Origin of the sequence: Microbispora sp. CA-102843 (genome assembly GCF_050936215.1) — a bacterium.
GTDB lineage: Bacteria > Actinomycetota > Actinomycetes > Streptosporangiales > Streptosporangiaceae > Microbispora.
In genome coordinates, this window is the sequence record NZ_JBNJNF010000001.1 from 9,024,284 (window position 1) to 9,050,684 (window position 26,401).

Sequence of the window (26,401 nt, forward strand, 5' to 3'; positions counted from 1 at the left end):
CGGCGTGCATGAGATCCGGGCGGCAAACAAAATAACCAACGCCGTACCGCTGGAGGGACCCGGCCCAGCGGCAGGCGTCACGCCCTTTCACTTTCTGGTCGCACACTCCCAGGTTCTCTCGCTGACGTGCCCGTGTTCGGCCGTTCGGCTGCTGGCTCACGGTGCGCGGCGTCTGTTCCGCATGCGCGGCGGTGGCTCCACCCGCGAGGAAAGGAGCCCAGCTGACCACACCGACCCCCATGTCTGCCCAGGAGTGGGGCAGACGCAAAGCCGCCGAGTCTCCTCGTTGGTCTGCCGACAAGTGGCACCGGGTGGCCACCGTTCTCGGTGCCGTGCTGGCCGACGAACCTGGCCGCACCGAGCCCGCCGATGAGGAGAGCGGGCGGGATGCCGCGTGAGCGAACTCCCTCCCCTCTCCCCCGATGTCCTCGCCGCTGCCCAGCGCGCCGCCATGCCGGACTTCGCCCGGTGGCAGGAGATGGTGCGCGCGACGGGCGGCTGCGCCCAGCCGATCCGGCTGCAAGGCCGACGGATCACCTTCGATGCCGGGCTGGAAGTGCTGGACGTCTACCGGACGGCCGACGAACCGACCGGGTACCTGCTGACCGCGTGCGGCAACCGTCGCGCGTCCCGGTGCCCGGCCTGCTCGGAGGTCTACCGGGACGACACCTATCACCTGATCCTGTCCGGCCTGCGCGGCGGCAAGGGGCTGCCCGAGGACGTGAGCGCCCATCCTCGGGTGTTCGCCACGTTCACGGCCCCCTCGTTCGGCGCGGTCCACGCGCGCCGGGTGAAGGGGGACAAGGTGCTGCCGTGTCGTCCTCGGCGAGACAACCCGGTGTGCGAGCACGGCAGGCCGGAAGGCTGCGGGGTCCGCCATGCCGACGATGACCCCCAGGTCGGGCAGCCGATCTGCGTGGACTGCTACGACTACCGGGGCGCGGTCCTGTGGAACGCGCACGCCGGTGAGCTGTGGCGGCGCTTCACTCAAGCTCTGCCCGCGACGCTCGCCCGGCACCTCGGCGTCTCGCGGGCCGAGCTTCGTCGGCGGCTGCGGCTGTCGTACGCCAAGGTGGCCGAGTATCAGGCGCGGGGCCTGGTCCACTTCCACGCGGTGATCCGTCTCGACGGCCCGAATGGTCCGTCGGATCGTCCACCGGACTGGGCAACGGTGCCGGTGCTCCAGGAGGCGATTCGGGAAACCGCGGCTGCGGTCTCGGTTCCCGTGCCGGACGATGACCCGTCGTTCGTCGGCCGGTGGGGAACGCAACTGGACGTGGACCCCATCTACGTCGCGACGGGGTTGGAGGGCATCGCGGATCAGCGGGTGGCGGCCTACATCGCGAAGTACGCGACGAAGGGGGCCGAGTCCGCCGGGACCGTGGACCGGCCGATCCGGGAGGTCGCCGACGTCGCACGGCTCGACGTCACCGAGCACGCCCGGCGCATGATCTACACCTGCTTCGCCCTGGCGAACGATCCGGCCTACCGGCTGATCCCGCTGCGGCAGTGGGCGCACATGCTCGGCTACCGGGGCCACTTCTCGACCAAGAGCCGTCACTACTCGACCACGCTCGGCGCGCTGCGCCAGGTGCGGGCCGATCACCAGGCCGAGCGGGCTCGGGAACGGCGCGGCCTGCCTGATCCTGCCGAGCGGAAGACGGTGACGGTTGGTGAGTGGCGTTTCGCCGGAAGCGGCTACCGGCACGGCGAACACCTGTGGGCTGAGATGATCCAGCAACGCGTCGCCACAGCGCGCCGGATCGCGCGTGAGCGGGAAGAATCGGCCTGACCTTGCCGGATGTGAGTCCGGGAGTGGTGCGGCCGGCGCAATGCCGTAGGCACCCGAAGGGCCGCGAAGCGGTTGGGCCGGCGGCGCCACCGGGGAGGCTACTGCCCTCGGCTTGTCGGCTCTACGCTTGGTGCGCCTTCCATCGTCTCGCTGACAACCGATAGAAGGCTGAAGGCCCCCCGACTCGTTCGGGGGCCTTCACTCATCTTCGGTGTCTCTCCTGGGCGGGCCGCCGGTCTCGGGGTCGGCGACGAAGGTGCCTTTGCCGAGAACGGTGTAGACGTCTCCTGCTTTGAGCAGTTCGTTGATGACGCGGCGTGCGGTGCCCTTGGCGATGCCGAACTCTTCGGCCATGCGGGGTTCGCCAGGGATGGGGTGGCCCACCTGGTATTCGCCCGTCCGGATACGGCGTCGTATCTCTTCGAGGACGGCTTCCCATTTGAGCTGGTCAGGCCGGAACTCGATCACGGGCTCAAGAGTAGGAACGAAAGCGTTCCATGTCGTTACCACAGGTACCTAGAGGTACCTAGGAGAAGGGCTAGGTAGGACTAGGAAGGTTGGCGTACGCTCAACCCGTCAGCGAGACAGATGGGAGAGCCATGCGTCAGAACACGATCAGCAACCAGACCGCCGACCAGCAGGCGGGCATCCTGGCCGCCCTCAGCGACCTACTCCGATCCCAAGAGGTCCGTACCCGGCTCATCAGCCACATCACCCTGCGGATGACCGGGCTCCCAGCCTGGGACCCGGCAGTCTCGGAGCTGGACATCTACGGCCTCGGCGGACAGGTCGCGACGGTCACCATCGACCAGAAGCACAAGCCGCGCCGCTTCCTGATCAAGCTACCGAAGTCCGGGACCGTCGTTCCGCTGTCCACCGTCGACCAACCGCAGTCCGCCGTCCGCCGGATCGCCGGCTGGGCCAACGGCGGGACACTGTAAGGCAGCGGTACTGATGGCGGCCTCCATCCCGCACCTGGACGAGTGCCTGAGCCCGCACTGGGAGATGCGCCAAAAAGATCACGTGAAACTCGTCTGGCATGAGCCGTTCGAAGGGGTCCGGCGGGTGCGGGCGCTCGCGTGGACGTGCGACTGCCGAGCCGTCGTCTACGAACTGCTCCAGGCCGGTGGGCAGGCGTTCATCCGCAAGACCACCCAGACCGAACCCACACCGGAGGTCGAAGAGACACGCCGCTGGTCGATCGAGGAGGCGCGCAGGGTGTGGAATGCCCTACTCCTCGGCGAGATGCGATAGATGGTCCAGCCTTCACGCGGCCCCGCTCACCTCGGGCGGGGCCGCACGCGTACTTACGTCCCGCGCCACTCCTCCCCCGCCCCCGATAGCTGCCGACATCAGTGGCCCGACCGAGGTGTCAATGCCGTCTTCGCGTGTCCGTCCGCCAACGACCTGCACCGCAACCCCACACCCAACCCGCACAGACGGCGTTGACACCGACCAAGGGCCACGAACAATCGAGCAGCGGGGGCGGTAGAGGTCGGAGGTGCCCATCTAGAGAGACAGCCAGGCGTCATGAGATGCACGGTCTTCCGAATCGTTATAGCCGTAAAATCCCCGACCATGACTACCAATCGGACCGTGTCGTTCGATGTCGACGTCAGCTACCGTCAGATCTACCTCGCCGACCTCGCCGACGACATGTGGGCTCCGGAAACCTTCCTAGATGACCATCCCGAGCACCCTGTGGGCATCATTCGGGTAAAGGACGGTAAAGGTCTCCTGGTCACGGGCCTGCACACGGGGACGGTCGGCTTCTCGGTGACCGTGTCGGACCGCGATCCAGAGCCGGACGTCAACGAGTACGAGGACATCGTGGAAATCAGCTTCCACACCCAATCAGGACGAATCTTCCTTATCGAGTGGGGAGGCGAGGGATTTCACAAGCTACCCGACTTGTCGTCGGGCCCGGGCTGGTACCGATTGCGGTATCACGCCGTCCACATGGACCGGGCCACAGAAGCGGACTGCTCGACGGATGCCGTCATCGATCGTTATCTGCTGCAGATCTGGCCACAAAATGAGTCCATCCCCCAAGTAGTCAAGAGCACGAGTCGCACGCTCACCTACTGGCGCAATGCGAAGTGACGTCCCAACGTAGGACAGGACCGATTTCCGTGCCGATGGGCGACCTCGCCGAGGAGTGAAGGCGTGGATACGCAGCCAGGACCTGACTCTGGCGGAGGCCGGGAGGACCTCGACATGATAAGGCGCGTAACCGATGCCGACTCGACACGCCGTCCGACCTGGACGTCGACGTAGCGGAGGTGCAACCGGTCATCTCGCGCAGCAGTGCCACTGCCGCGAGCGGCAGCCGCCGCTGCAGCTCGTCCAGATGCGGCACCGATCCTCGCAGGTCAGAGGTCATGACGTCGCCATCCTTCCTGGTCGGGAGCGGCGCAGCCGTCAGGGTCGGCCTTTCCGAGCCATGCATCGCTCCAGCACTTGGGCTCGATCGCCAGGATGAAAAAGGTTAACTAAATGGCTTTCCTGTACGCTGCGCGCGGCCCGAGTCGCTGGCGGCCGGGACCGGCCCCCAGGCCGCATGCCCGGCCGCCGAGCGGACGCAGAGCCGCGCGGCGGCGCGGAGCGCCGTCGCCTTGACCCTGTAGTGAAGGTTCTCGCCGAAGATGGCTCTGGCCCTCGGCCGACACCGGGCTTGCCGGGCGGCCAAGGGCCAGGATCAGTCAGTTACCGCAGGTCAGGCCTCTCCAGAGGTCAAGCCGATCGGACAGGCGACTCCCGTGCCTCCGATCCCGCAGTAGCCGTTAATGTTGCGGAAAAGGTACTGCTGGTGATAATCCTCGGCGAAGTAGAACTCGCCGGCGGGGGCGATCTCGGTGGTGATCTCGCCGTACCCGGCCTGGGTGAGCACCTCCTGGTACGCGTCCCGGGACGTCACGGCCGCCTTGGCCTGCTCCGGGCCGTGGGTGTAGACGGCCGACCGGTACTGCGTGCCGACGTCGTTGCCCTGGCGCATGCCCTGTGTGGGGTCGTGGGCCTCCCAGAACACCTTCAGGAGCTCCTCGTACGACACCTCGGCCGGGTCGAAGACCACCCGGACGACCTCGGTGTGTCCGGTCAGGCCGGTGCAGACCTCCTCGTACGTAGGGTTCGGCGTGTAGCCGCCCGCGTAGCCCACGGCGGTCGAGACGACCCCGGGGGTCTGCCAGAACTTGCGCTCGGCACCCCAGAAACAGCCCAGCCCGAACTCGGCGATCTCGGTACCCTCGGGATACGGCGGAGCCAGCGGCCCACCGAGGACCTGGTGGCGGGTGGCCACCGGCATGACCTCGGCACGGCCCGGCAGGGCGTCCGCGGGGTCCACCATCGTCGTCTTGTCTGTGCCGAACAGCCAGCCCATCACGAACCTTCCTTCCGCTCTGCCATCACCAACCAGACGCCGGGCGGCCTTGTTCCTTACATAAGCGCCTCTAAATCTCAGGCATAGAGACCCTTATTTGTGCTGAATCTAGGTAAGCAGCAAATATAGGCTTCATGCCTGATACGCGCCGCGGTGTCCTATATGGCGTCGCCGCCTACACGATGTGGGGTCTGTTCCCTCTCTACTGGCCTCTGCTCAAGCCGTCCGGCGCCGTGGAGATCCTCGCCCACCGGATGGTCTGGTCGCTGGTCGTGGTGATCACGGTCCTCGCCGTACGCCGCCACTGGTCGTGGATCCGCACGATGACGCGCCGCCAGATGATCCTCCTCGCCCTCGCGGCCGTCACGGTCTCGGTCAACTGGGGCGTCTACATCTACGCCGTCAACGCCGGCCACGTGGTGGAAAGCGCGCTCGGCTACTTCATCAATCCGCTGGTCAGCGTGCTGTTCGGAGTACTGATCTTCCGTGAGCGGCTGCGTCCGTGGCAGTGGTTCGCCGTCGGGCTGGGCACGCTCGCGGTCCTCATCCTGACGCTCGGCTACGGGCGCCTCCCCTGGATCGCCCTCGTGCTCGCCGTGAGCTTCGGCACGTACGGCCTGATCAAGAAGGCGGCGGGGGTGGGCAGCGCGGAGAGCCTGACCATCGAGACGCTCGTGCTGCTGGTGCCTGCCCTGGGCTATGTGCTCGTCCTGCAGGCGAACGACACCGGCACCTTCGGCGGTCACGGTCTCGGTCACACGCTGCTGCTGATGGCGGCCGGCCTCATCACCGCGGTGCCGCTGATGCTCTTCACGGCCGCCGCGCTGCGGGTTCCGCTCACCGTCCTCGGCCTGCTCCAGTACATCGCCCCGGTGCTCCAGTTCCTGTGCGGGGTGCTGATCGCCCACGAGACGATGCCCGCCAGCCGGTGGGCCGGGTTCGTGGTCGTCTGGCTCGCGCTGAGCGTCTTCACCTGGGACAGCGTCCGCTCCGCCCGTACGTCCCGGCAGGAACGCGCGGCCGCGCTCGAGACCGTCTAGTACGCCTCCCGGAGTACGGCGTCCGCCTCCGGCGGGAGGACGACGGGACCGGCGGGAACGGCGAGGATCGGCGGCATGAGCAAGGAATTCCGCTTCGGGATCGTCGCCGGCCTGGCCGCCGACGCCGCCGCGTGGACGGCGACGGCCCGCCATGCCGAGGACCTCGGCTACTCGACCCTGCTCGTCCCCGACACGCTGGGGACGCTGCCGCCGCTGCTCGCGATGACCGCCGCGGCCACCGTCACGACGACGCTGCGCGTGGGCACGTTCGTGCTGGCCGCGCCCTACCGCAATCCCCCGCAGCTCGCGCACGAGCTCGCCGGGCTCGACTTCCTGTCCGGCGGACGGCTGGAGGTCGGCGTGGGGGCCGGCCGTCCCGCCGCCGAGGACGAGGCCCGGGCGCTCGGCATGCCGTACGGCACGGCGGGCGAGCGCGTCGCGCTGGTCCGGTCGGTGATCGGCGAGGTGCGGGCGGCCTTCGCCAGGAGCAGGACCACCGTGCAACGCCAGGGGCCGCCCGTCCTGGTCGCCGGGGCCGGTCCCCGCATGCTGACGCTGGCCGCGCAGGAGGCGGACATCGTCGCGCTCGCCGTCCCGGCCGACACGCCGGAGGAGGGCCTGCGCGGGCCCGTCGGCACGCTGCGGGAGTTGGCCGGGGCGAGATTCGACGACATCGAGCTGAGCATGAACCTGCTCCAGATCGGCGACGAGCCGCCCCCGTGGGTGCCCGAAGGGTTGCGCACCACCTCGGCCGACGCCGTCTCCGTGCTGCGCGGCTCGCCCCGCGAGATGGCCGACACGCTGCTGCGCCGCCGAGACGAGTTGGGCCTCTCCTACATCACCGTCAACGGCTTCTTCGCCGACGCCCTCGCCCCCGTCGTCGAACTCCTCGCCGGCCGCTGAAGTCACCGTGTGGCCGAAAGGCGTGACCGGGTGCGGGCAGGCGCCCCCGAGGGCAACTCGGCGAGGATGTCGGCGAGCGTGACCCCGGTGAGGCTGCTCCGCCACGCACGGTGCGCCTCGGCCATCTTCTCGGCGAGGACGCAGATGCGCAGGCAGTCCTCGGGAGGCAGCGCCCCCCGTCCCTGCTGGCGGATCTCGCGGCACTCGTACGGCGAGGAGGCGCCGTCGACGGCCTCGACGATCTGCAGCAACGTGATGTCGGAAGCCGCCCGCGCGAGCCGGAATCCGCCTCTCGGGCCCGTCATCGCGGCCAGCACACCGGCTCTGACGAGCGCCTGCAACTGCTTGGCCAGGTAGGGCGCCGGAACGTCGTAATACTCCGCGAGCTGTGCCGCCGACGCGGTGGCTCCCGGCTCGAGCTGCGCCAGCGTGGTGGCGCAGTGCAACACCCACTCGGTGCTCGCAGGCAGCTTCATGCCCTCCAGTGTATTGGAGACTTTGCGGATCTATTTTGTCCGAGATAGCATCCGAGGCGTCTAGCGAAGGAGAGATCATGCGAATCGCAGTCGCCGGCGCCACCGGGAACATCGGGTCGCTCACCGTCGCCGCTCTCGAACGGGACGGGCACGACGTCGTACGCGTCAGCCGTTCCCTCGGCGTGGACCTGCTGACGGGCGAGGGGCTCGACAAGGCCCTGGACGGCGTCGAGGCGGTCGTCGACGCGACGAACGGGCCGGCGAACGACCCGGACACAGTGGTGGAGTACTTCGGCACGACCACCAGGAACCTGCTGGCCGCCGAGGAGCGGGCGGGCGTCCGCCACCACGTGCTGCTCTCGATCATCGGCATCCACCGGGTGGAGGGCAACGCCCACTACGCCGGCAAGCGGGAGCAGGAGCGCCTGGTGTCCGCCGGTTCTGTGCCGTGGACGATCGTCCCGGTCGCGCAGTTCCACGACTTCGCCGAGATGATAGCGGGCTGGACCGAACAGGACGGCGTCGCCGTGATCCCACCGCTGCTGGTGCAGCCGATCGCGCCCGCGGACGTGGCCGGCGTCCTCGCCGAGATCGCTGTGGGCGAGCCACGGGGGCGCTACGCCGACGTGGCCGGTCCCGAGCCGCAGGACCTCGTCGACATGGCCCGGCGCACCTACGCGGCCCGCGGCCGGACGGTCAAGCTCGTGCCGACCTGGTCGGGAATCTTCGGCACAGCGATGGCCGGCGACGTGCTGCTGCCCGGGGAGGGCGCCCGCATCGCGCCGACCACCTTCGACGAGTGGCTGGCGGCCCAGCGCTAGAGCGCGCTGCCCGCGTCTATTTCAGCTCGGCCCACTGCCAGACGGGGACCTTTCGGCCGCCGGGATGCGGACGCCGCCGGCCGGGTGATCCTCACCCGGCCAATGGTCCCCTACGAGATGGTCAGCCCGTGCGCTCGACGACGTAGTCGCACAGGGCGACGAGGGCCGTACGGGCGGGGATGTCGGGCAGGCCGGAGAGGGCCTCCTTGGCCCTGTCGGTCCAGCGGATGAGCTCCTCGCGGGCCTGGTCCATGGCCCGGTTGGCCCGCAGCAGCGTCAGCGCCTCGTCGACGTCGTCCTCGGCGACGGGCCCCGACAGCAGGGTGCGCAGCCGGGCGTCGGCGGGGTCGCCGGAGGCCAGGGCATACAGCACGGGGAGCGTGCGGACGCCCTCGCGCAGGTCGGTGCCGGGGGTCTTGCCCGAGTCGGCCGTGGGCGCGGCCACGTCGATGAGATCGTCGCCGAGTTGCCAGGCCACGCCGATCGCCTCGCAGGCGTCGGTCAGGCGCTCGACCACGTCGGCGGGAGCGCCGGCGAGCATGGCACCGAAGCGGCCCGAGGTGGCGATGAGGGAGCCGGTCTTGTCGGCCAGCACGCTGATGTAGTGGGCGATCGCGTCGCGGCCCTCGGCGGGCCCGATCGTCTCGCGGATCTGGCCGCGCACCAGGCGGGAGAACGTACGCGCCTGGATCCGGATGAGCTCGCTGCCGAGGTCGGCGAGGATCTCCGACGCCTGGGCGAACAGGTAGTCGCCGGTGAGGATGGCCACGGTGTTGTCCCACCGGGCGTTGGCGGACGGGGAGCCCCGGCGCACCGGGGCCTCGTCCATCACGTCGTCGTGGTAGAGCGTGGCCAGGTGGGTCAGCTCGATGACGACGGCCCCGGACACGACGCCCGGGGCGTCCGGGTTGCCGAACTGGGCGGCCAGCAGCACGAGCATCGCCCGGAACCGCTTGCCGCCCGCCTCGATGAGGTGCCTGGACGTCTCGGTGACGAAGGCGTCCTCACTCTCGACCGACGAGCGCAGCAGCTTCTCCACCGCCGCGAGCCCGTTGCCGAGGTCGTCGGCCAGCCGCTCGTCGACGAGAGGAATGTCCACAACGGGCGGCGCGGCCATACGGAGATCTCCTATCGGACGAACAGGGACTGTGCAGCCGTGTGCGCGAGGTCCAGCACGGGCTGGGGGTACACCCCGAGAACTACCGTAGCCAATGCCGCGATACCGACCACAGCCGCGGTGCCCCGCGACGGCAGCACGACGGACGGGCCGTCGGCGGCCGGGTCGCTGAAGAACATCAGCACGATCACACGGACGTAGAAGAACGCGGCGACGGCCGAGGCCACCACACCAATAATGACCAGCGGCATGGCGCCGTTGGCGACGGCCGCCTGGAAGACCGCGTACTTCCCGAAGAACCCGCTGGTCAGCGGGATGCCGGCGAAGGCCAGCAGGAAGAACGCGAACGTCCCGGCCAGCAACGGCGAACGCTTGCCCAGCCCGGCCCACCGGGACAGGTGCCACGCCTCGCCGCCCGCGTCGCGCACCATCGTGACGATGGCGAACGCGCCGACCGTGGTGAAACCATACGCCACCAGGTAGAACAGCAGGCCGGACAGGGCCGAGGTGTTCTCCGCCTGGGTGCGGCCGGTGGCGACGACACCGATGAGCAGGAAGCCGCCGTGCGCGATCGACGAGTAGGCGAGCATCCGCTTGATGTCGGTCTGCGTGATCGCGAGGATCGCGCCGACCACCATCGTGAGAATCGCCACGCCGTAGAGCACCGGACGCCAGTCCCAGTCGAGACCGCCGAGGCCGACCCAGAACACCCGCATCAGCGCGCCGAAGGCGGCCACCAGGGTTCCGGAGGCCATCAGCGCGGTGATGGGCGTGGGCGCGCCCTGGTAGACGTCCGGCTTCCACGCCTGGAACGGCGCGGCGCCGATCTTGAACAGCAGGCCGACGCCGAGCATGGCCGCGCCGATGTAGAGCAGCGTGTCCTGGCCGCCGACCGTCCCCAGCGCCTGGTTGATCTTCGCGAGGTCGATCGATCCGGCGTAGCCGTAGATCAGGGCCGTGCCGTACAGGAAGAAGGCCGAGGAGAACGCGCCGAGCAGGAAGTACTTGACCGCGGCCTCCTGCGACAGCAGGCGGCGGCGCCGGGCCAGGCCGCACAGCAGGTACAGCGGCAGCGACATGACCTCGAGGGCGACGAACGCCACGAGCAGGTCGTTGGCCGCCGGGAACAGCAGCATGCCGCCGACCGCGAACAGCAGCAGCGGGTAGACCTCGGTGTGCGCGGCGCGCTCGACGAGCGACTGCTCCTCCTCGGCCGAGCCGGGCACGGCCGCCGCGGAACCGACGAAGTGCTCCTCGTCCTTGATGAGCAGCACGCTCACGAAGGCGAGGATGAGGATCGTGCCCCAGATGAACAGGGCCGGGCCGTCCACGGCCACCGCGCCCATCGCGGCGGGCTTGGTGGGCACACCCTTGATCGCCTGCCAGACGGCCAGCGCGAACGCGCCGGCCAGCGACAGCAGCGTGAGCGGCAGGTGGATCGCCGAGCGCAGGTAGCGCGGGGCGAATGCCTCCACCAGCACTCCGACGATCGCCGCGCCGAAGACGACGAGCACCGGCGCCAGGAGGGCGTACTCGATACTCGGCGCCTGAATGGTGCCGTTCACTACTGGCCCTCCTGAGCAACGGGTACGGCCGGCTTCGGGTCCGTGACGGAGACACTGGACAGCGTGTCCTTCACGGCGGGATTGATCACGTCGAGCAGCGGCTTGGGATAGAAGCCGAACACCAGCAGCAGCGCGACGAGCGGCGCCACCACCCACTTCTCCCTGGCGTTGAGGTCGGGCAGCGACTTGACCGACTCGGCCGTCGGGCCGTTCATCGTCCGCTGGTACATCCACAGGATGTAGATCGCGGCGAGGATGACGCCGACCGTCGCGATCACGGCCGGGACGACGTAGCGCTGGTAGGTGCCGGTCAGCACCATGAACTCGCTGACGAACGTGCTGAGACCGGGCAGCGAGAGGCTGGACAGACCGGCCACCAGGAACGTACCGGCGAGGATCGGGGCCACCTTCTGCACACCGCCGTAGTCGGCGATGAACTGCGAGCCCCTGCGGTAGATGAGGAAGCCCGCGATCAGGAACAGCGCGCCGGTCGAGAAGCCGTGGTTGACCATGTAGAGCGTTGCGCCCGAGCCCGCGCTGGTGGTCATCGCGAACACGCCCATCGCGATGAAGCCGAAGTGCGACACCGAGGTGTACGCGATGAGCCGCTTCATGTCGGTCTGCCCGATGGCCACGATCGCGCCGTACACGATGCCGATCACCGACAGCGTGATGACCAGCGGCGTGAAGAACTTCGCGGCGTCGGGGAAGAGCTCGAGGCAGAAGCGCAGCATGCCGTACGTGCCGACCTTGTCCAGCACGCCGACCAGCAGGACGGCGGCGCCGGCCGGGGCCTGCGCGGCGGCGTCCGGCAGCCAGGTGTGGAACGGCCACAGCGGCGCCTTGATCGCGAAGGCGATGAAGAAGCCGAGGAACAGCCACTTCTGCGTCGTCACGTCCTGGATGGTGCCGACCAGGTCGGTGAACATGAACGTGCCCTTGCCGGCGATCGAGTAGAGCGCGATCACCGCCACCAGCATCAGGAGCCCGCCGAACAGCGAGTACAGCAGGAACTTCACGGCCGCGTACGACCGCTGCGCCCCGCCGTACGACCCGATCATGAAGTACATCGGGATCAGCATGGCTTCGAAGAAGACGTAGAAGAGGAAGACGTCGGTCGCCGCGAAGACGCCGATCATCATGGCCTCGAGCACGAGCAGCAGCGAGAAGTACGTCCGGACCGAGCGCTTGCCGGCCTCGGCGTCATGCCAGGAGGCGAGCACCACGATCGGCACGAGGATCACCGACAGCAGGATCAGCACCAGGGCGATGCCGTCCACGGCGACGCCGTAGTGGACGCCGAACGCGGGAATCCAGTCGTACGTCTCGGCGAACTGGAACTTGTCGCCGTTCGGGCTGAACTGGACCGCCATGGCGACGGTCAGCGCCAGCACGATCAGCGACACCACGAGGGTGAACTGCTTGGCGAGCTTGTCGTTGCGGACAAGGGTCACGCCCAGCGCGCCGAGTACGGACACGCCCATCAGGGTTGAAAGCCAGGGCATCACAGGTTCCCTACGACGAGCCAGGCACCGGCCAGGATGGCGGCGCCCAGGAATATCGACAGCGCGTACGAGCGGACGAACCCGGTCTGGACCCTGCGCAGACGCCCGGACGTGCCGCCGATGCCGGCGGCCAGTCCGTTCACGAGGCCGTCGACGCCGCGGTTGTCGAAGAACACGGCCAAGCGGGTCAGCCACTGGCCGGGGCGCATGAACAGCGCCTCGTTCAGGGCGTCGCCGTACAGGTCACGACGGGCGAAGGTGGTGAGGAACGAGGCGCGCGGGGCCACCGCGGGCACCTCGGCCCTGCCGTACTTGACCCAGGCGAGGGCCGCGCCGACCGCGACGAGCGCGAGCGTGACCAGACCGGTGAGGCTGAACGGGTGGAACGACGGCATCTCCTCCGGCGCGCCGACGGCCGGCGAGAGGAAGGTCATGAACCGGTTGCCCAGGATCAGGAACGCGCCCAGCCCGATCGAGCCGACCGACAGGATGATCAGCGGCCAGGTCATGACGGCGGGCGACTCGTGCGGGTGGGCCGTGGGCTCCCAGCGCTTGGTGCCGAAGAACGTCATGAACACCAGACGCGACATGTAGAAGCCGGTGATGCCCGCGCCGAGCACGGCCAGCCAGCCGAGGATCGCGTTGTGCTCCATCGCGGTCTCGATGATGCCGTCCTTGGTGAAGTAGCCGGACAGCAGCGGGAACCCGATGATCGCCAGGTAGCCGATGAGGAACGTCACGAACGTGATCGGCATGACCTTGCGCAGCGCGCCGTACTTGCGCATGTCGACCTCGTCGTTCATGGCGTGCATGACCGAGCCGGCGCCGAGGAACATGTCGGCCTTGAAGAAGCCGTGCGTGATCAGGTGGGCGATCGCGAAGGCGTAGCCCGCCGGGCCGATGCCCGCGGCGAGCACCATGTAGCCGATCTGCGACATCGTCGAACCGGCCAGCGCCTTCTTGATGTCGTCCTTGGCGGTACCGATGATCGCACCGGCGAGCAGCGTCGCGACGCCGACGATCGTCACCACGAGCTGCGCGACCTCGGCGCCCTGGAAGATCGGGCCGGACCGGACGATCAGGTAGACGCCGGCGGTGACCATGGTCGCGGCGTGGATGAGGGCCGAGACCGGGGTCGGGCCCTCCATCGCGTCGAGGAGCCAGGACTGCAGCGGGAGCTGCGCCGACTTACCGCAGGCGCCGACCAGCAGCAGCAGGCCGATCGCGGTGAGCGTGCCCGAGGACGCCTTGGAGGCGTTCGCGAGAACGTCGTTGAAGGCCAGCGTGTGGAACGTCGCGAAGATCGTGAAGATGCCGATCAGCAGGCCGAAGTCGCCGACGCGGTTGACGATGAACGCCTTCTTGGCCGCGGTCGCCGCCGAGGGCTTGTGCTGCCAGAACCCGATCAGCAGGTACGACGCGAGACCGACGCCCTCCCAGCCGACGAACAGGGCCACGTAGTTGTCGGCCAGCACCAGCAGGAGCATCGCCGCGACGAACAGGTTGAGGTAGGCGAAGAACCGCCGCCTGTTCGGGTCGTGCGCCATGTAGCCGATCGAGTAGATGTGGATCAGCGAACCCACACCGGTGATCAGCAGGCAGAACGAGATCGAGAGCGGGTCGACCAGCAGCCCCACCTTCGCCAGGCCCGGGATGAAGTCGTACAGCTCGATCCCGCGGCGGCGCTCGCCGGGGGCGAAGCCGAGCAGCTGCGCGAACGACAGCGCCGCCACCACGAAGGACGCGACGGCCATGAGCACGCCCAGCAGGTGGCCGAACTTGTCGGTCCTCCGGCCGCCAAGCAGGAGGACCGCCGCTCCCACCAGGGGCAGAGCGATCATGAGCCAGGCTGCTCCGATCGCTCCGCCGGAGTGCTGGATGATCTCAGCGGGTTCCACGGCCACCTCTTAGTACTTCAGCAGGCTGACGTCGTCGACCGACGCGGACCTGCGGGTTCGGAAGATCGTCACGATGATGGCCAGGCCGATGACCACCTCGGCGGCGGCCACGATCATCACGAAGAACGCGATGAGCTGGCCGTCGAGGTTGCCGTTCTGCCGGGCGAAGGTGACGAACGCCAGGTTGCAGGCGTTGAGCATGAGCTCGACGCACATGAACACCACGATGGCGTTGCGCCGTACGAGCACGCCGACGCCGCCGATGGCGAACAGCAGCGCGGAGAGCACCAGGTAGTGCGTGGTCACTTGCCGTCCTCCTCGCTCAGGGACTCCCTCACGGACTCACCGCGCGGGCGGACGACCCGGCCTGCCACGACGCCCTCTTCGACGCCGTCCTCGGGCATCGGCTCGGTGTCGGGGCCGCCGTCCCTGGCCTCCTCGGCCAGGGTGGGCGTGCTGTGCCCATTGGGATGCCCGTCGGCGCGCCGCTGCGCGGCCTCCTCCTGCTCCAGCACGTGGGCGACCTCCGGGGGCAGGATGCCCTTGGACTCCTCGTACCGGGCGATGTACCGGTTGACCGACAGCGGCGAGACGGAACCGTCGGGCAGCAGCGCCGGCATGTCGATGGCGTTGTGCCGGGCGTAGGTGCCGGGGCCGGGCAGCGGCGCCGGGTTCTTGCCCGTCTTGCCGAAGGTGACGAAGCGCTCCCGGGACAGGTCCTTCTGGGTCGGCTTGGCCTCGGCGCGCTCCCGGTGCGCGAGCACCATCGCGCCGAGCGCGGCGGTGATCAGCAGCGCCGAGGTCACCTCGAAGGCGAACACGTGGCGCGTGAAGATCAGCTCGGCCAGGGAGGGCACGTTGCCCGCCTGCGTGGCCGCCGCCAGGCCCTTGGGCGAGCCGACGACCGCGTTGCCGATGCCGAGGGCGAGCAGCACGGCGAAGCCGAGCCCACCCACGACGGCCCAGAACCGCTGTCCCCTGATCGTCTCCACGAGGGAGTCCGACGAGTCCACGCCCACGAGCATGAGCACGAACAGGAACAGCATCATGACCGCGCCGGTGTAGACGATGATCTGCACCGTCGCCAGGAACGGAGCGTCCTGGACCGCGTACAGCACCGCCAGCGAGATCATGACGACGCCGAGCATGAGGGCCGAGTAGACGGCCCTGCGGCTGAAGACGAGTCCGAGTGCGGCGATCACCGAGACGACCGCGAGCACCCAGAACGTGATGGACTCACCCATTGCTTCGACCCAACCGGTAGTAGTCCTCCTCGGTCTCGCCGAGGCGCATCGGGTGGGGCGGCTGCTCCATGCCCGGTCCCAGCGGTGCGAGGAGCATCTCCTTGGTGTAGATCAGCGACTCGCGGCTGGAGTCGGCGAGCTCGTACTCGTTGGTCATCGTGAGCGCCCGGGTGGGGCACGCCTCGATGCACAGCCCGCAGAGGATGCAGCGCAGGTAGTTGATCTGGTAGATGCGGCCGTACCGCTCACCCGGCGAGAAACGCTCCTCGTCGGTGTTGTCACCGCCCTCGACGAAGATGGCGTCCGCCGGACAGGCCCAGGCGCACAGCTCGCAGCCGACGCACTTCTCCAGGCCGTCGGGCCACCGGTTCAGCTGGTGCCGCCCGTGGAAGCGCGGCGCGGTGGGCCGCTTCTCCTCCGGATATTGGGCGGTTACCGGCTTCTTGAACATGTGGTGGAAGGTGACGCCGAATCCCTTGATCGGGTTCAGCCAATCAGTTGCTCCCACTGGTCACCTCCTTGGCGGCGTCGGAATTGAGACGCGCGGCGGGCACGACTCCGTGGTAGTGCGGGGCGTCGAGCGGCGGCACCGGGAACCCGCCCGCCGTCGGCTCCTCGCGCAGCTGCTCGAACTCCTCCTCGACCCGGGCGGCCTTGGCCTCCCTGCGGCGCTGGTTGACCGTGTCGAACCGTAGCCAGATCGCGAAGGCGCCGATGATGACGACGGCGCCGATGCCCATGACGATCGCCCGGTCGGCGTCCGGCAGGCGCAGCGCCTTGAACGTGGCGGCCATCAGGATCCAGCCCAGGTTGAGCGGGATCAGCACCTTCCACCCGAAGGCCATCAGCTGGTCGTAGCGCACCCGCGGCAGCGAGGCGCGGACCCAGACGAAGAAGCCGAACGCGATGACCAGCTTGATGAAGAACCACAGCATCGGCCACCAGCCGGAGTTCGCGCCGTCCCACAGGGAGATCGGCCACGGGGCCCGCCAGCCGCCGAAGAACAGCGTGATAGCAATCGCCGAGACCGTGAACATGTTCACGTACTCGGCGAGCATGAACATCGCGAACTTCAGCGAGGAGGAGTACTCGGTGTGGAAGCCGCCGACCAGCTCGCCCTCGCCCTCGGGGAGGTCGAAGGGCACGCGGTTCGTCTCGCCCAGCATCGTGATCGCGTAGATCAGGAAGGACGGCAGCAGCGAGACCACGTACCAGGACGGCGTCGGGATGGACAGCCCGCCGATGTCCCAGGTGCCGCCGCCCGCCTGCTTCGCCACGATCTCCGAGGTGGACAGCGTGCCCGCCTGGAGGAACACCGCGACGAACGACAGGCCCATCGCGATCTCGTACGACACGACCTGGGCGGCCGAGCGCAGGCCGCCCAGCACGGCGTACGGCGAGCGGGAGCCCCACCCGGCGAGCACGACGCCGTAGACGCCGATCGAGGCGGTGGCCAGGACCAGCAGGACCGCGACCGGCAGGTCGGTGAGCTGCAGCGGCGTCTTGTGGCCGAACATCCACACCATCGGCCCGAACGGCACGACGGAGAAGGCCAGGAAGGCCGGGACGGCGATGATGACCGGGGCCAGGAAGTAGATCACCTTGTCCACGGTGCGTGGCATGATGTCTTCCTTCAGGCCCATCTTCAGGCCGTCGGCCACCGTCTGCAGCAGGCCGAACTTACCGGCCCGGTTGGGGCCGTAGCGGTGCTGCATGCGCGAGATGAGCTTGCGCTCTGTCCACACACCCATCAGCACGCCCAGCATCAGGAACACGAAGATGACGACGGCCTTGATGATGGTGATCCACAGAGGATCGTGGCCGAAGTCGGTCAGCGTGGGTCCGGGGTTGTTCACGAGACGCTCCCGATCTTTACGACGTCTCCGGCGACCGCGCGCAGGTCGCGCGTGACCGACAGGCCGGCGGAGTTGGACGGCACCCACACGACACGGTCGGGCAGGTCCGCGACGCGCACCGGCACGACCACGTCGGCGCCGATGGTGATCTTGCCGCCGTCGACCGCGCCGATCTCGGCCGCCGTCGCCTCGGACAGTAGCGCCGCCGTCGAGCGGGCGGTCCCCGCCAGGTAGGGCTCGCCGTCCTGCATCCGGCCGTCGTCGAGCAGCAGGTGCCAGGTCGCCAGCACGGCCTCGCCCGCCTGCGGCTCCCTGACCGGGCGGCCGGTCACGGAAGGCGCGACCGGGCGGGTGCCCTTCCACGCGCCGAGCGCGGCCATCTCGCGCCGGGCGGCGGCGGGGTCGGGCAGGCCGAGGTGCACGTCCATCTGGTCGGCGATCGAGGCGATGGCGCGCAGGTCGCTCATCAGGCCGGGGACGGCCGTGGCCACGCCGAACGAGCGGCCCCTGCCCTCCCAGTCGACGAACGTGCCGGACTTCTCGGCCACCGCGGCGACCGGCAGGACCACGTCGGCCCGGTCGGTGACCGCGCTGGCGCGGATCTCCAGGCTGACGATGAACGGCGTGTTCTCCAGCGCCGCCAGGGCCCTCTCCGGGTCGGGCAGGTCGTAGGGGTCCACGCCCGCCACGACCAGCGCGTCGACCTCGTCGTTCAGCGCGGCCTCGATGATGCCGGCCGTGTCGCGGCCGGGCGCCTCGGGCAGCGCGGCGACGCCCCACGCCCGGGCGACCTCCGCGCGGGCGGTCTCGTCGGCGGCCGGGCGGCCGATCGGCAGCAGGCCCGGCAGGGCGCCCGCCTCCAGCGCGCCGCGCTCACCGGCCCGGCGCGGCACCCAGGCGAGCCGGGCGCCGGTGGCCTGCGTGAGCCGTAGGAGCGCAGACAGGGCGCCGGGGGAGGTGGCGAGCCGCTCGCCGGCGAGGATGATCGCGCCGGCGGGCAGCACGTCGCCGGTGACGAGGTCGCCGAGCGCCTCGGCCTCGCCGCCGGGCAGCGTGCGGATCAGCGTGCCCTTCATCTTGGCCAGGCCCGGCGTGGCGAACGGCGCGAGCGAGTAGACCTTCAGGCCCCGCTTGCGCGCCGCCTTGCGCAGGCGCAGGAAGACGATCGGCGACTCCTCCTCGGGCTCGAACCCGGCCAGGAGCACGGCCGGGGCCGTCTCCAGGTCGGCGTAGGAGACCTCGATGCCCTTGCCGGCCACGGCGTGGGCGAGGAACCGCGTCTCCTCCTCGGAGTGCGGGCGGGCCCGGAAGTCGATGTCGTTGGTGCCGAGGGCGATCCTGGCGAACTTGCTGTACGCGTAGGCGTCCTCGACCGTGAGCCGCCCGCCGACCAGCACGCCGGCCTTGCCCCGGGCCCGCAGCAGGCCCTCGGCGGCGACGGCCAGCGCGTCCGGCCAGGAGGTCGGGACGAGCTTGCCGCTCTCGTCACGGACCAGCGGCGACCGCAGGCGGTCGGGCTGGGTGGCGTAGGTGAAGGCCCAGCGGCCCTTGTCGCAGTTCCACTCCTCGTTGACCTGCGGGTCGTCCCCGGCCAGGCGGCGGGTGACCTTGCCCCGGCGGTGGTCGGTGCGCAGCGAGCAGCCCGACGCGCAGTGCTCGCACGCGCTCGGCGTGGAGACCAGGTCGAACGGGCGGGAGCGGAACCGGTAGGCCGCGCCGGTCAGCGCGCCCACCGGGCAGATCTGGATGGTGTTGCCCGAGAAGTAGGACTGGAACGGCTCGCCGTCGGCGACGCCCACCTGCTCCTTGGCCCCGCGCTCGAAGAAGTCGATGAGCGGGTCACCGGCGATCTGCTCGGAGAACCGGATGCAGCGCGCGCACTGGATGCACCGCTCGCGGTCGAGCAGCACCTCGCTCGACAGCGGGACGGGCTTCTCGAACGTCCGCTTCTGCTCGACGAACCGGCTCTCGCCCTGGCCGTTCGACATGGCCTGGTTCTGCAGGGGGCACTCGCCGCCCTTGTCGCAGACCGGGCAGTCGAGCGGGTGGTTCAGCAGCAGCATCTCCATCACGCCGCGCTGGGCCTTCTCGGCCACGGGCGAGGTGAGCTGCGTCTTGACCACCATGCCCTCGGCGACCTCGATCGCGCAGGACGGCTGCGGCTTGGGGAAGCCGCGGCCGTTGCCCGCGTCGGGGATGTCGACCAGGCACTGGCGGCAGTTGGCCGCGGGCGAGAGCAGCGGGTGGTCGCAGAACCGGGGGATCTGGATCCCCAGCAGCTCGGCGGCCCGGATGATCAGCGTGCCCTTGGGGACGCTGACCTGGAAGCCGTCGATGGTCAGGGTGACCATGTCCACGACAGGCTGCTCCGGCTGCGTCGTCTGAACTGTCACTTGGACCCCCACACCGTGGAAGCGGCGGGATCGAACGGGCAGCCGCCGATCTCGAAGTGCTTGAGGTATTCGTCGCGGAACTGCTTCACCGACGAGTGGATCGGGCTCGTCGCGCCGTCGCCGAGGGCGCAGAACGAGCGGCCGAGGATGTTGTCGGCGATGTCGGTGATCGTGGCCAGGTCCTCCTCGGAGCCCTGGCCCTTCTCCAGCCGCTTGAGCACCTGCTTGAGCCAGTAGGTGCCCTCGCGGCAGGGGGTGCACTTGCCGCAGGACTCGTGCGCGTAGAACTCGGTCCAGCGCAGCACGGCCCGCACCACGCAGGTCGTCTCGTCGAAGATCTGCAGGGCGCGGGTGCCCAGCATCGAGCCCTTGGCCCCGACCGACTCGAAGTCGAGCGGCACGTCGAGGTGCTCGGCCGTGAAGATCGGCGTCGAGGAGCCCCCCGGCGTCCAGAACTTCAGCTCGTGCCCCTCGCGGATGCCGCCCGCCATGTCGAGCAGCTCGCGCAGCGTGATGCCCAGCGGGGCCTCGTACTGGCCCGGCCGGGTCACGTGGCCCGACAGCGAGAAGATGCCGAAGCCCTTGGACTTCTCGGTGCCCATCCCGGCGAACCAGTCGGCGCCGTTGGCCACGATGCTCGGCACGCTCGCGATCGACTCGACGTTGTTGATCACGGTCGGGCACGCGTACAGGCCGGCGACCGCCGGGAACGGCGGCTTGAGCCGGGGCTGGCCGCGGTAGCCCTCCAGCGAGTCGAGCAGCGCGGTCTCCTCACCGCAGATGTACGCCCCGGCGCCGCTGTGCACGACGAGTTCGAGGTCGTAGCCCGAGCCGAGGATGTCCGTCCCGAGGTAGCCCTTCTCGTACGCCTCCCGGACCGCGGCCTGCACCCGGCGGATGACGTGGAGCACCTCGCCGCGGATGTAGATGAACGCGTGGTTGGCCCGGATGGCGTAGGACGCGATGATCACGCCCTCGACCAGCGCGTGCGGGTTGGCCATCATGAGCGGGATGTCCTTGCAGGTCCCCGGCTCCGACTCGTCGGCGTTGACCACGAGGTAGTGGGCCTTGCCGTCGCCCTGCGGGATGAAGCCCCACTTCATGCCGGTCGGGAAGCCCGCACCGCCACGGCCGCGCAGGCCGGAGTCCTTCACCGCCTGGATGACGGCGTCGGGCTCCATGCCCAGGGCCTTCTTCGCGGCCGCGTACTCGCCGTACCCGTCGAGGGTGAACGAGTCGGCCTGGTCCCAGTTCCTGGTCAGAACGGGCGTGAGGGTGGTCACTTCTCTTCGCTCCCCTCGGCCTTGGGGGCCTCCCAGCCGTTGGCCTTGGCGACCTTCAGGCCCTCCAGCGACGGGCCGGCGGCCGACGGGCCGTCACCGGCCTGGCCGTCGGGCAACCCGGCGAGGACCCGGGACGCCTCCTTGAACGTGCACAGCCGGCGCGGGCCGCGCGTGGGCGCGACCTCCTTGCCCGCGCGCAGGTCGTCGGCGAGCTGCTTGGCCGACTCCGGCGTCTGGTTGTCGAAGAACTCCCAGTTGACCATCATGACCGGCGCGAAGTCGCAGGCGGCGTTGCACTCCAGCCGCTCCAGCGTGATCTTGCCGTCCGCGGTGGTCTCGTCGTGGCCGACGCCCACGTGCTCGCTGAGCTCTTCCCAGATCTGGTCGCCGCCCATGACCGCGCACAGCGCGTTGATGCAGACGCCGACGTTGTACTCGCCGGCCGGCTTGCGCTTGTACATGGTGTAGAAGGTCGCCACACCGACGACCTCGGCCTTCGACAGGCCCAGCATCTCGGCGCAGAACTCCTGCCCGTCGTCGGAGACGTAGCCGTCCTCCGACTGCACGAGGTGCAGCAGCGGCAGCAGCGCCGAACGCGGCCGGGGGTAGCGGCCGATGATCTCCTTGGCGTCCGTCTCCAGACGCTCGCGGACCTCGGGCGCGTAGCTCACTTTGCCCTCCTCGCCTTCGGCTCGGAGCCAAGTTCGCTATTGGCGCTGTGCTTAATGGTTCGCTCGCTGCGCTCGCTCACCGGTCCACACCTCCCATGACGGGGTCGATCGAGGCGACCGCGGAGATGACGTCGGCGACCATGCCGCCCTCGCACGTCGCGGGCACCGCCTGCAGGTTCGTGAACGACGGGTCGCGGAAGTGGACCCGGTAGGGCCGGGTGCCGCCGTCGCTGACCACATGCGCGCCGAGCTCGCCGCGCGGCGACTCGACCGAGGCGTACGCCTGCCCGGCCGGCACCCGGAAGCCCTCGGTCACCAGCTTGAAGTGGTGGATCAGTGCCTCCATGGAGCTGCCCATGATGTGGGCGATGTGGTCGGGCGAGTTGCCGAGGCCGTCGGGACCGAGCGCGAGCTGCGACGGCCAGCCGATCTTCTTGTCCTCGATCATCACCGGGCCGCCCTTGAGCGGGCCGGACAGCCGGTCGAGCGCCTGCTCGATGAGCTTGAGGGACTCCTCCATCTCGGCCACCCGCACGAGGTAGCGGCCGTACACGTCGCAGGTGTTCTGCGTCGGCACCTCGAACTCGTACGTCTCGTAGCCGCAGTAGGGCTGCGACTTGCGCAGGTCCCAGGGCAGGCCGGCGGCGCGCAGCATGGGGCCGGTGACCCCCAGCGCCATGCAGCCGGTCAGGTCGAGGTAGGCCACGTCCTTGGTGCGCCGGGTGTAGACCGGGTTCGCGTCGAGGAGCTTGCGCATCTCCTTGATCCGCCCCGGCATGATCTTGAGGAACTCACCGATCTTGTCGACCGCGCCGGCCGGCAGGTCGACGCTGACGCCGCCCGGACGGATGTACGCCATGTTCATCCGCAGGCCGGTGATGTACTCCATCAGGTCGAGCACCATCTCGCGCTCGCGGAAGCCGAACAGCATCGGCGTGGTCGCGCCCAGCTCCATGCCGAACGTCGCGATCGCGACCAGGTGCGAGGAGATCCGGGTGAGCTCCATCGTCAGGACCCGGATGGCCTGCGCCCGCTCCGGGATCCGGTCGGTGATCCCGAGAAGCTTCTCGACGGCCATGCAGTAGGCGGTCTCGTTGAAGATCGGCGCGAGGTAGTCCATGCGGGTGACGAACGTGACCCCCTGGGTCCACGTCCGGAACTCCATGTTCTTCTCGATGCCGGTGTGCAGGTAGCCGATCACCGTGCGCGCCTCGGTGACGGTCTCGCCGTCGAGGGTCAGCACGAGCCGGAGCACGCCGTGGGTCGACGGGTGCTGCGGGCCCATGTTGACGACCAGGCGCTCTTCGGCCGACTCGCTGACGGTCTTGACCAGTTCGTCCCAGTCCTGACCGGCGACGTCGTAGATCCGGCCCTCGGTCTCGGTGGTGCTCACGACGCTCTCCTCGCTGCCCTCGTCCACTCGTGCAGGTCGCCGCGGATGCTCATGAGTACGACCTCCTCCGGTCCGGCGCGGGGACCTCGGCGCCGCGGTACTCGACCGGGATGCCGCCGAGCGGGTAGTCCTTGCGCTGCGGGTGCCCCTCCCAGTCGTCCGGCATCTCGATCCGGGTCAGCGCCGGGTGGCCGTCGAAGACGATTCCGAAGAAGTCGTACGTCTCGCGCTCATGCCAGTCGTGCGTGGGGTAGACCTGAACCGTGGAGGGGATGTGCGGGTCGGCGTCGGGGCAGGAGACCTCCACCCGGATGCGCCGGTTGTGCGTGATGGAGCACAGGTGGTAGACGGCGCGCAGCTCCGCACCGGTCTCCTCGGGGTAGTGGACGCCCGAGACGCCGAGCGACAGCTCGAACCGCAGCGCGGCGTCGTCGCGCAGGTGCTGCATCACCTCGGGCAGCCGCTCGCGCCGCACGTGGAAGGTGACCTCGCCGCGGTCGACGACCACGCGCTCGACGGCGTCGGCGAACGTCGGCTCCAGCGCGTCGGCCACCTCGTCGAAGTACGAGCCGTACGGCCGGCTGCTGGACAGCTTGGCCGGGCGGCGGACGACCAGGCGGTTGTAGCCGGAGGTGTCGCCGCTGTCCTTGACGCCGAACATGCCCTTGCGGGCGACGGGCTCCTCGGGCAGCCCGGGCAGGTTCTCGGTGGTCACTTCCCGGCCCCCTGGTCGATCAGCGGCAGCGTGCGCAGCGCCTGGAGCTCCAGCTCCTCGATCTGCTTCTCCCGGTGCGCGCCGAACTTGATGTTCTGAATCTTGTCGTGCAGCTTCACGATGGCGTCCATCAGCATCTCCGGGCGCGGCGGGCAGCCGGGCAGGTAGATGTCGACCGGCACCACGTGGTCCACGCCCTGCACGACGGCGTAGTTGTTGAACATGCCGCCGCTGGACGCGCACACGCCCATCGCGATGACCCACTTGGGCTCGGCCATCTGGTCGTAGATCTGGCGGAGGACGGGCGCCATCTTCTGCGACAGCCGGCCGGCCACGATCATCAGGTCGGCCTGGCGCGGGGACGCGGAGGCGCGCTCCATGCCGAACCTGGCCAGGTCGTGGTTCGGGCCGCCGGTGGCCATCAGCTCGATCGCGCAGCAGGCGAGACCGAAGGTCGCAGGCCAGACGGAGTTCTTCCGGGCCCAGCCGGCCACCTGCTCGACGGTGGTGAGGACGAACCCGCTCGGGAGTTTCTCTTCAAGACCCATGGCTAATCCCAATCGAGGCCGCGACGCCGCCACACATAGGCGTACGCCACGAGAACGGTGACGATGAACAGCACCATCTCGACGAGTCCGAACACGCCGAGTTTGTCGAAGGCCACCGCCCACGGATAGAGGAAGATGATCTCGATGTCGAACACGATGAACAGCATCGCGGTGATCATGTACTTCAGCGGGAAGCGGCCGCCGCCGACCGGCTGCGGAGTGGGCTCGATGCCGCACTCGTAGGCGTCCAGCTTCGCGCGGTTCCAGCGCTTCGGACCGGTGAAGGGCGCGATGCTCACGGAGAACACGGCGAATCCCGCCGCGATGACCGCGAGCACCACGATCGGCACATACAGCTCCATGGCTACATGTCCTCGCTTACTCGGTGAATTTGGGCGATCACGAGAATGCCGGAGAGCACGGCCGGCCGGGCGGCCACCTGCGGGGCCGGCGGCGATGTGCGCGTCGTCTCGGTCATGCGGGCTTCAGTCATGCTGGCTTCGGTCATGATGGCGGAGCCACCTTGGACAGGGCGTTGATTATGCGGTCGGAGACGTCGCCCCGCCGGTCTGTGAGATTAGCGAGCAGCTTGAAGGCGAATCTCATCAGGGTGGGATGGGGCATCCCGTGCCGGGTGGCGAAGCTCATCACTCCCGGCCTCCCGATCGCCTCGACGAACAGGCGGCCGAGGGTGAAGTATCCCCCATGGGCGTCTTTGAGGATACGCGGGTAGGCGAGTAACACGCGCTCACGCTGGGCGGGCGTCGGCCGGGACAGCGCCTGGACGATCACTTCGGCCGCGGTCCTGCCCGTCTCCATGGCGTACGCGATGCCCTCGCCGTTGAACGGGTTGATCGACCCGCCCGCGTCGCCCACGAGCACCAGCCCGCGGGTGTAGTGCGGCTGCCGGTTGAAGCCCATCGGCAGCGCGGCGCCCCTGATCGGGCCCGTCATGTTCTCTTCGGTGAAGCCCCACTCGGCCGGCGTGTTCTTCATCCAGCGCCGCAGCAGGTCGCGGTAGTCGATGTTCTTGAACGCCTCGCTGGTGTTCAGCAGGCCGAGGCCGACGTTGGAGGTGCCGTCGCCGACGGGGAAGATCCAGCCGTAGCCGGGGAGCAGCCGGTCGCCGTCCCACAGTTCGAGCCACGTCTCCAGATAGTCGTCGTCATGGCGGGGGCTCGTGTAGTAGGTGCGCACCGCCACGCCCATCGGGCGGTCCTCGCGCTTGTGCAGGCCCAGCGCGAGCGACAGCCGGGTCGAGTTGCCGTCGGCCGCCACCACGAGCCGCGAGCGGTAGGACACCTCTTCGCCGTCCGTCTTGGCCGTCACGCCCACGACGTGGCCGCTGCGCTCGTCGAGCAGCGGGCCTGTAACGTTCACGCCCTCGCGCAGCCGGACGCCCGCGCGCTCGGCGTGCCTGGCGAGGATCTGGTCGAAGTCGGCACGGGTGCGCACGAGGCCGAAGTCGGGGTAGCTCGACAGCTCGGGCCAGTCGAGTTCGAGGCGCATGCCGCCGCCGTAGACGCGCAGCCCCTTGTTCCTGATCCAGCCGGGCGCGTCGATGTCGACGCCCATGGCGACGAGTTCCTTGACCGCCCGCGGGGTCAGCCCGTCACCGCAGACCTTCTCACGCGGGAAGCGCGTCTTCTCCAGCAGCAGCACGTCGAGACCGGCGCGCGCGAGATGGAAGGCCGTCGTCGCACCCGCGGGACCAGCACCGACGACGATGACGTCGGCGTCGACCTCTCTCCGCGTCACGCGGGCTTGCTCGCTCACGGGGGACCTATCCATTCCAGGGAAGG

The 26,401-nt window shown here is 69.1% G+C and carries 27 protein-coding genes; 7 read left to right on the forward strand and 20 right to left on the reverse strand.

Annotated features, from left to right (window positions below):
- Positions 1-394: 394 nt before the first annotated feature.
- The gene (locus tag ACQEVJ_RS42000; RefSeq protein ID WP_433110595.1) at positions 395-1,792 is read left to right on the forward strand and encodes a replication initiator; all 1,398 of its coding nucleotides are present in this window, start codon (positions 395-397) and stop codon (positions 1,790-1,792) included.
- A gap of 198 nt (positions 1,793-1,990) precedes the next feature.
- Here the strand turns inward: ACQEVJ_RS42000 and ACQEVJ_RS42005 are convergent, their stop codons facing one another.
- Positions 1,991-2,260: a GntR family transcriptional regulator gene (locus ACQEVJ_RS42005; protein WP_076437814.1), complete on the reverse strand. Its 270-nt coding sequence runs from the start codon at positions 2,258-2,260 to the stop codon at positions 1,991-1,993.
- A gap of 131 nt (positions 2,261-2,391) precedes the next feature.
- Here ACQEVJ_RS42005 and ACQEVJ_RS42010 point away from each other — a divergent pair, with 131 nt between their 5' ends.
- From ACQEVJ_RS42010 to ACQEVJ_RS42020, 3 genes are all read left to right on the forward strand, one after another.
- Positions 2,392-2,733, forward strand: coding sequence for a hypothetical protein (locus ACQEVJ_RS42010; protein WP_433110597.1), 342 nt, complete (start codon positions 2,392-2,394; stop codon positions 2,731-2,733).
- 13 nt (positions 2,734-2,746) lie between these two features.
- On the forward strand, positions 2,747-3,046 hold the full coding sequence (locus tag ACQEVJ_RS42015) for a hypothetical protein (protein WP_433110599.1): 300 nt from the start codon (positions 2,747-2,749) through the stop codon (positions 3,044-3,046).
- A gap of 324 nt (positions 3,047-3,370) precedes the next feature.
- Positions 3,371-3,895: a hypothetical protein gene (locus ACQEVJ_RS42020; protein WP_433110601.1), complete on the forward strand. Its 525-nt coding sequence runs from the start codon at positions 3,371-3,373 to the stop codon at positions 3,893-3,895.
- 613 nt (positions 3,896-4,508) lie between these two features.
- Here the strand turns inward: ACQEVJ_RS42020 and msrA are convergent.
- Positions 4,509-5,171: a peptide-methionine (S)-S-oxide reductase MsrA gene (msrA, locus tag ACQEVJ_RS42025; RefSeq protein ID WP_433113246.1), complete on the reverse strand. Its 663-nt coding sequence runs from the start codon at positions 5,169-5,171 to the stop codon at positions 4,509-4,511.
- Positions 5,172-5,305: 134 nt separating this feature from the next.
- Here msrA and rarD point away from each other — a divergent pair, with 134 nt between their 5' ends.
- Positions 5,306-6,211, forward strand: coding sequence for an EamA family transporter RarD (gene rarD, locus ACQEVJ_RS42030; protein ID WP_433110603.1), 906 nt, complete (start codon positions 5,306-5,308; stop codon positions 6,209-6,211).
- A gap of 75 nt (positions 6,212-6,286) precedes the next feature.
- Positions 6,287-7,114 (forward strand): TIGR03621 family F420-dependent LLM class oxidoreductase, encoded by an 828-nt coding sequence (locus ACQEVJ_RS42035; RefSeq protein ID WP_433110605.1) that lies wholly within the window; start codon positions 6,287-6,289, stop codon positions 7,112-7,114.
- A 2-nt stretch (positions 7,115-7,116) separates the two neighbouring features.
- Here the strand turns inward: ACQEVJ_RS42035 and ACQEVJ_RS42040 are convergent, their stop codons facing one another.
- Complete coding sequence (locus ACQEVJ_RS42040; RefSeq protein WP_433110607.1) at positions 7,117-7,590, reverse strand: RrF2 family transcriptional regulator; 474 nt, start codon at positions 7,588-7,590, stop codon at positions 7,117-7,119.
- A 77-nt stretch (positions 7,591-7,667) separates the two neighbouring features.
- Between ACQEVJ_RS42040 and ACQEVJ_RS42045 the strand changes: the two genes are divergently transcribed.
- Positions 7,668-8,411 carry an SDR family oxidoreductase gene (locus tag ACQEVJ_RS42045; RefSeq protein WP_433110609.1) on the forward strand — a complete coding sequence of 248 codons (744 nt, stop codon included), beginning with the start codon at positions 7,668-7,670 and terminating at the stop codon, positions 8,409-8,411.
- A 121-nt stretch (positions 8,412-8,532) separates the two neighbouring features.
- Here the strand turns inward: ACQEVJ_RS42045 and ACQEVJ_RS42050 are convergent, their stop codons facing one another.
- From ACQEVJ_RS42050 to ACQEVJ_RS42130, 17 genes are all read right to left on the reverse strand, one after another.
- Positions 8,533-9,528 carry a polyprenyl synthetase family protein gene (locus ACQEVJ_RS42050; protein ID WP_433110611.1) on the reverse strand — a complete coding sequence of 332 codons (996 nt, stop codon included), beginning with the start codon at positions 9,526-9,528 and terminating at the stop codon, positions 8,533-8,535.
- 11 nt (positions 9,529-9,539) lie between these two features.
- Entirely contained in the window at positions 9,540-11,093 is a 1,554-nt protein-coding gene (gene nuoN / locus ACQEVJ_RS42055) for an NADH-quinone oxidoreductase subunit NuoN (RefSeq protein ID WP_433110613.1), read from the reverse strand.
- On the reverse strand, positions 11,093-12,598 hold the full coding sequence (locus ACQEVJ_RS42060; protein ID WP_433110615.1) for an NADH-quinone oxidoreductase subunit M: 1,506 nt from the start codon (positions 12,596-12,598) through the stop codon (positions 11,093-11,095). The genes nuoN and ACQEVJ_RS42060 overlap by 1 nt, the downstream gene beginning before the upstream one ends.
- Positions 12,598-14,439 carry an NADH-quinone oxidoreductase subunit L gene (gene nuoL, locus ACQEVJ_RS42065; RefSeq protein WP_433110617.1) on the reverse strand — a complete coding sequence of 614 codons (1,842 nt, stop codon included), beginning with the start codon at positions 14,437-14,439 and terminating at the stop codon, positions 12,598-12,600. The genes ACQEVJ_RS42060 and nuoL overlap by 1 nt, the downstream gene beginning before the upstream one ends.
- Before the next feature lie 66 nt (positions 14,440-14,505).
- Complete coding sequence (nuoK, locus tag ACQEVJ_RS42070; protein ID WP_030506864.1) at positions 14,506-14,802, reverse strand: NADH-quinone oxidoreductase subunit NuoK; 297 nt, start codon at positions 14,800-14,802, stop codon at positions 14,506-14,508.
- Entirely contained in the window at positions 14,799-15,740 is a 942-nt protein-coding gene (locus tag ACQEVJ_RS42075; protein ID WP_433110620.1) for an NADH-quinone oxidoreductase subunit J, read from the reverse strand. The genes nuoK and ACQEVJ_RS42075 overlap by 4 nt, the downstream gene beginning before the upstream one ends.
- The gene (gene nuoI, locus ACQEVJ_RS42080) at positions 15,733-16,248 is read right to left on the reverse strand and encodes an NADH-quinone oxidoreductase subunit NuoI (RefSeq protein ID WP_433110622.1); all 516 of its coding nucleotides are present in this window, start codon (positions 16,246-16,248) and stop codon (positions 15,733-15,735) included. The genes ACQEVJ_RS42075 and nuoI overlap by 8 nt, the downstream gene beginning before the upstream one ends.
- Entirely contained in the window at positions 16,235-17,596 is a 1,362-nt protein-coding gene (gene nuoH, locus ACQEVJ_RS42085; RefSeq protein ID WP_433110624.1) for an NADH-quinone oxidoreductase subunit NuoH, read from the reverse strand. The genes nuoI and nuoH overlap by 14 nt, the downstream gene beginning before the upstream one ends.
- A complete protein-coding gene (locus tag ACQEVJ_RS42090; RefSeq protein WP_433110626.1) occupies positions 17,593-19,989 on the reverse strand; it encodes an NADH-quinone oxidoreductase subunit G in 2,397 nt (798 codons plus the stop codon). Before ACQEVJ_RS42090 ends, nuoH begins: the two co-directional genes overlap by 4 nt.
- Positions 19,986-21,272 (reverse strand): NADH-quinone oxidoreductase subunit NuoF, encoded by a 1,287-nt coding sequence (nuoF, locus tag ACQEVJ_RS42095; protein ID WP_433110628.1) that lies wholly within the window; start codon positions 21,270-21,272, stop codon positions 19,986-19,988. The genes ACQEVJ_RS42090 and nuoF overlap by 4 nt, the downstream gene beginning before the upstream one ends.
- A complete protein-coding gene (gene nuoE / locus ACQEVJ_RS42100; protein WP_433110630.1) occupies positions 21,269-21,943 on the reverse strand; it encodes an NADH-quinone oxidoreductase subunit NuoE in 675 nt (224 codons plus the stop codon). The genes nuoF and nuoE overlap by 4 nt, the downstream gene beginning before the upstream one ends.
- A gap of 76 nt (positions 21,944-22,019) precedes the next feature.
- Entirely contained in the window at positions 22,020-23,336 is a 1,317-nt protein-coding gene (locus ACQEVJ_RS42105; protein ID WP_433110632.1) for an NADH-quinone oxidoreductase subunit D, read from the reverse strand.
- Between the two features lie 49 nt (positions 23,337-23,385).
- Positions 23,386-24,051: an NADH-quinone oxidoreductase subunit C gene (locus ACQEVJ_RS42110; RefSeq protein WP_433110634.1), complete on the reverse strand. Its 666-nt coding sequence runs from the start codon at positions 24,049-24,051 to the stop codon at positions 23,386-23,388.
- A complete protein-coding gene (locus ACQEVJ_RS42115) occupies positions 24,048-24,599 on the reverse strand; it encodes a NuoB/complex I 20 kDa subunit family protein (protein WP_433110636.1) in 552 nt (183 codons plus the stop codon). Before ACQEVJ_RS42115 ends, ACQEVJ_RS42110 begins: the two co-directional genes overlap by 4 nt.
- Before the next feature lie 2 nt (positions 24,600-24,601).
- Positions 24,602-24,961, reverse strand: coding sequence for an NADH-quinone oxidoreductase subunit A (locus ACQEVJ_RS42120; protein ID WP_433110638.1), 360 nt, complete (start codon positions 24,959-24,961; stop codon positions 24,602-24,604).
- Between the two features lie 2 nt (positions 24,962-24,963).
- On the reverse strand, positions 24,964-25,107 hold the full coding sequence (locus ACQEVJ_RS42125) for a hypothetical protein (protein WP_433110640.1): 144 nt from the start codon (positions 25,105-25,107) through the stop codon (positions 24,964-24,966).
- Positions 25,104-26,390, reverse strand: coding sequence for a geranylgeranyl reductase family protein (locus ACQEVJ_RS42130; RefSeq protein WP_433110642.1), 1,287 nt, complete (start codon positions 26,388-26,390; stop codon positions 25,104-25,106). Before ACQEVJ_RS42130 ends, ACQEVJ_RS42125 begins: the two co-directional genes overlap by 4 nt.
- Positions 26,391-26,401: the final 11 nt, after the last annotated feature.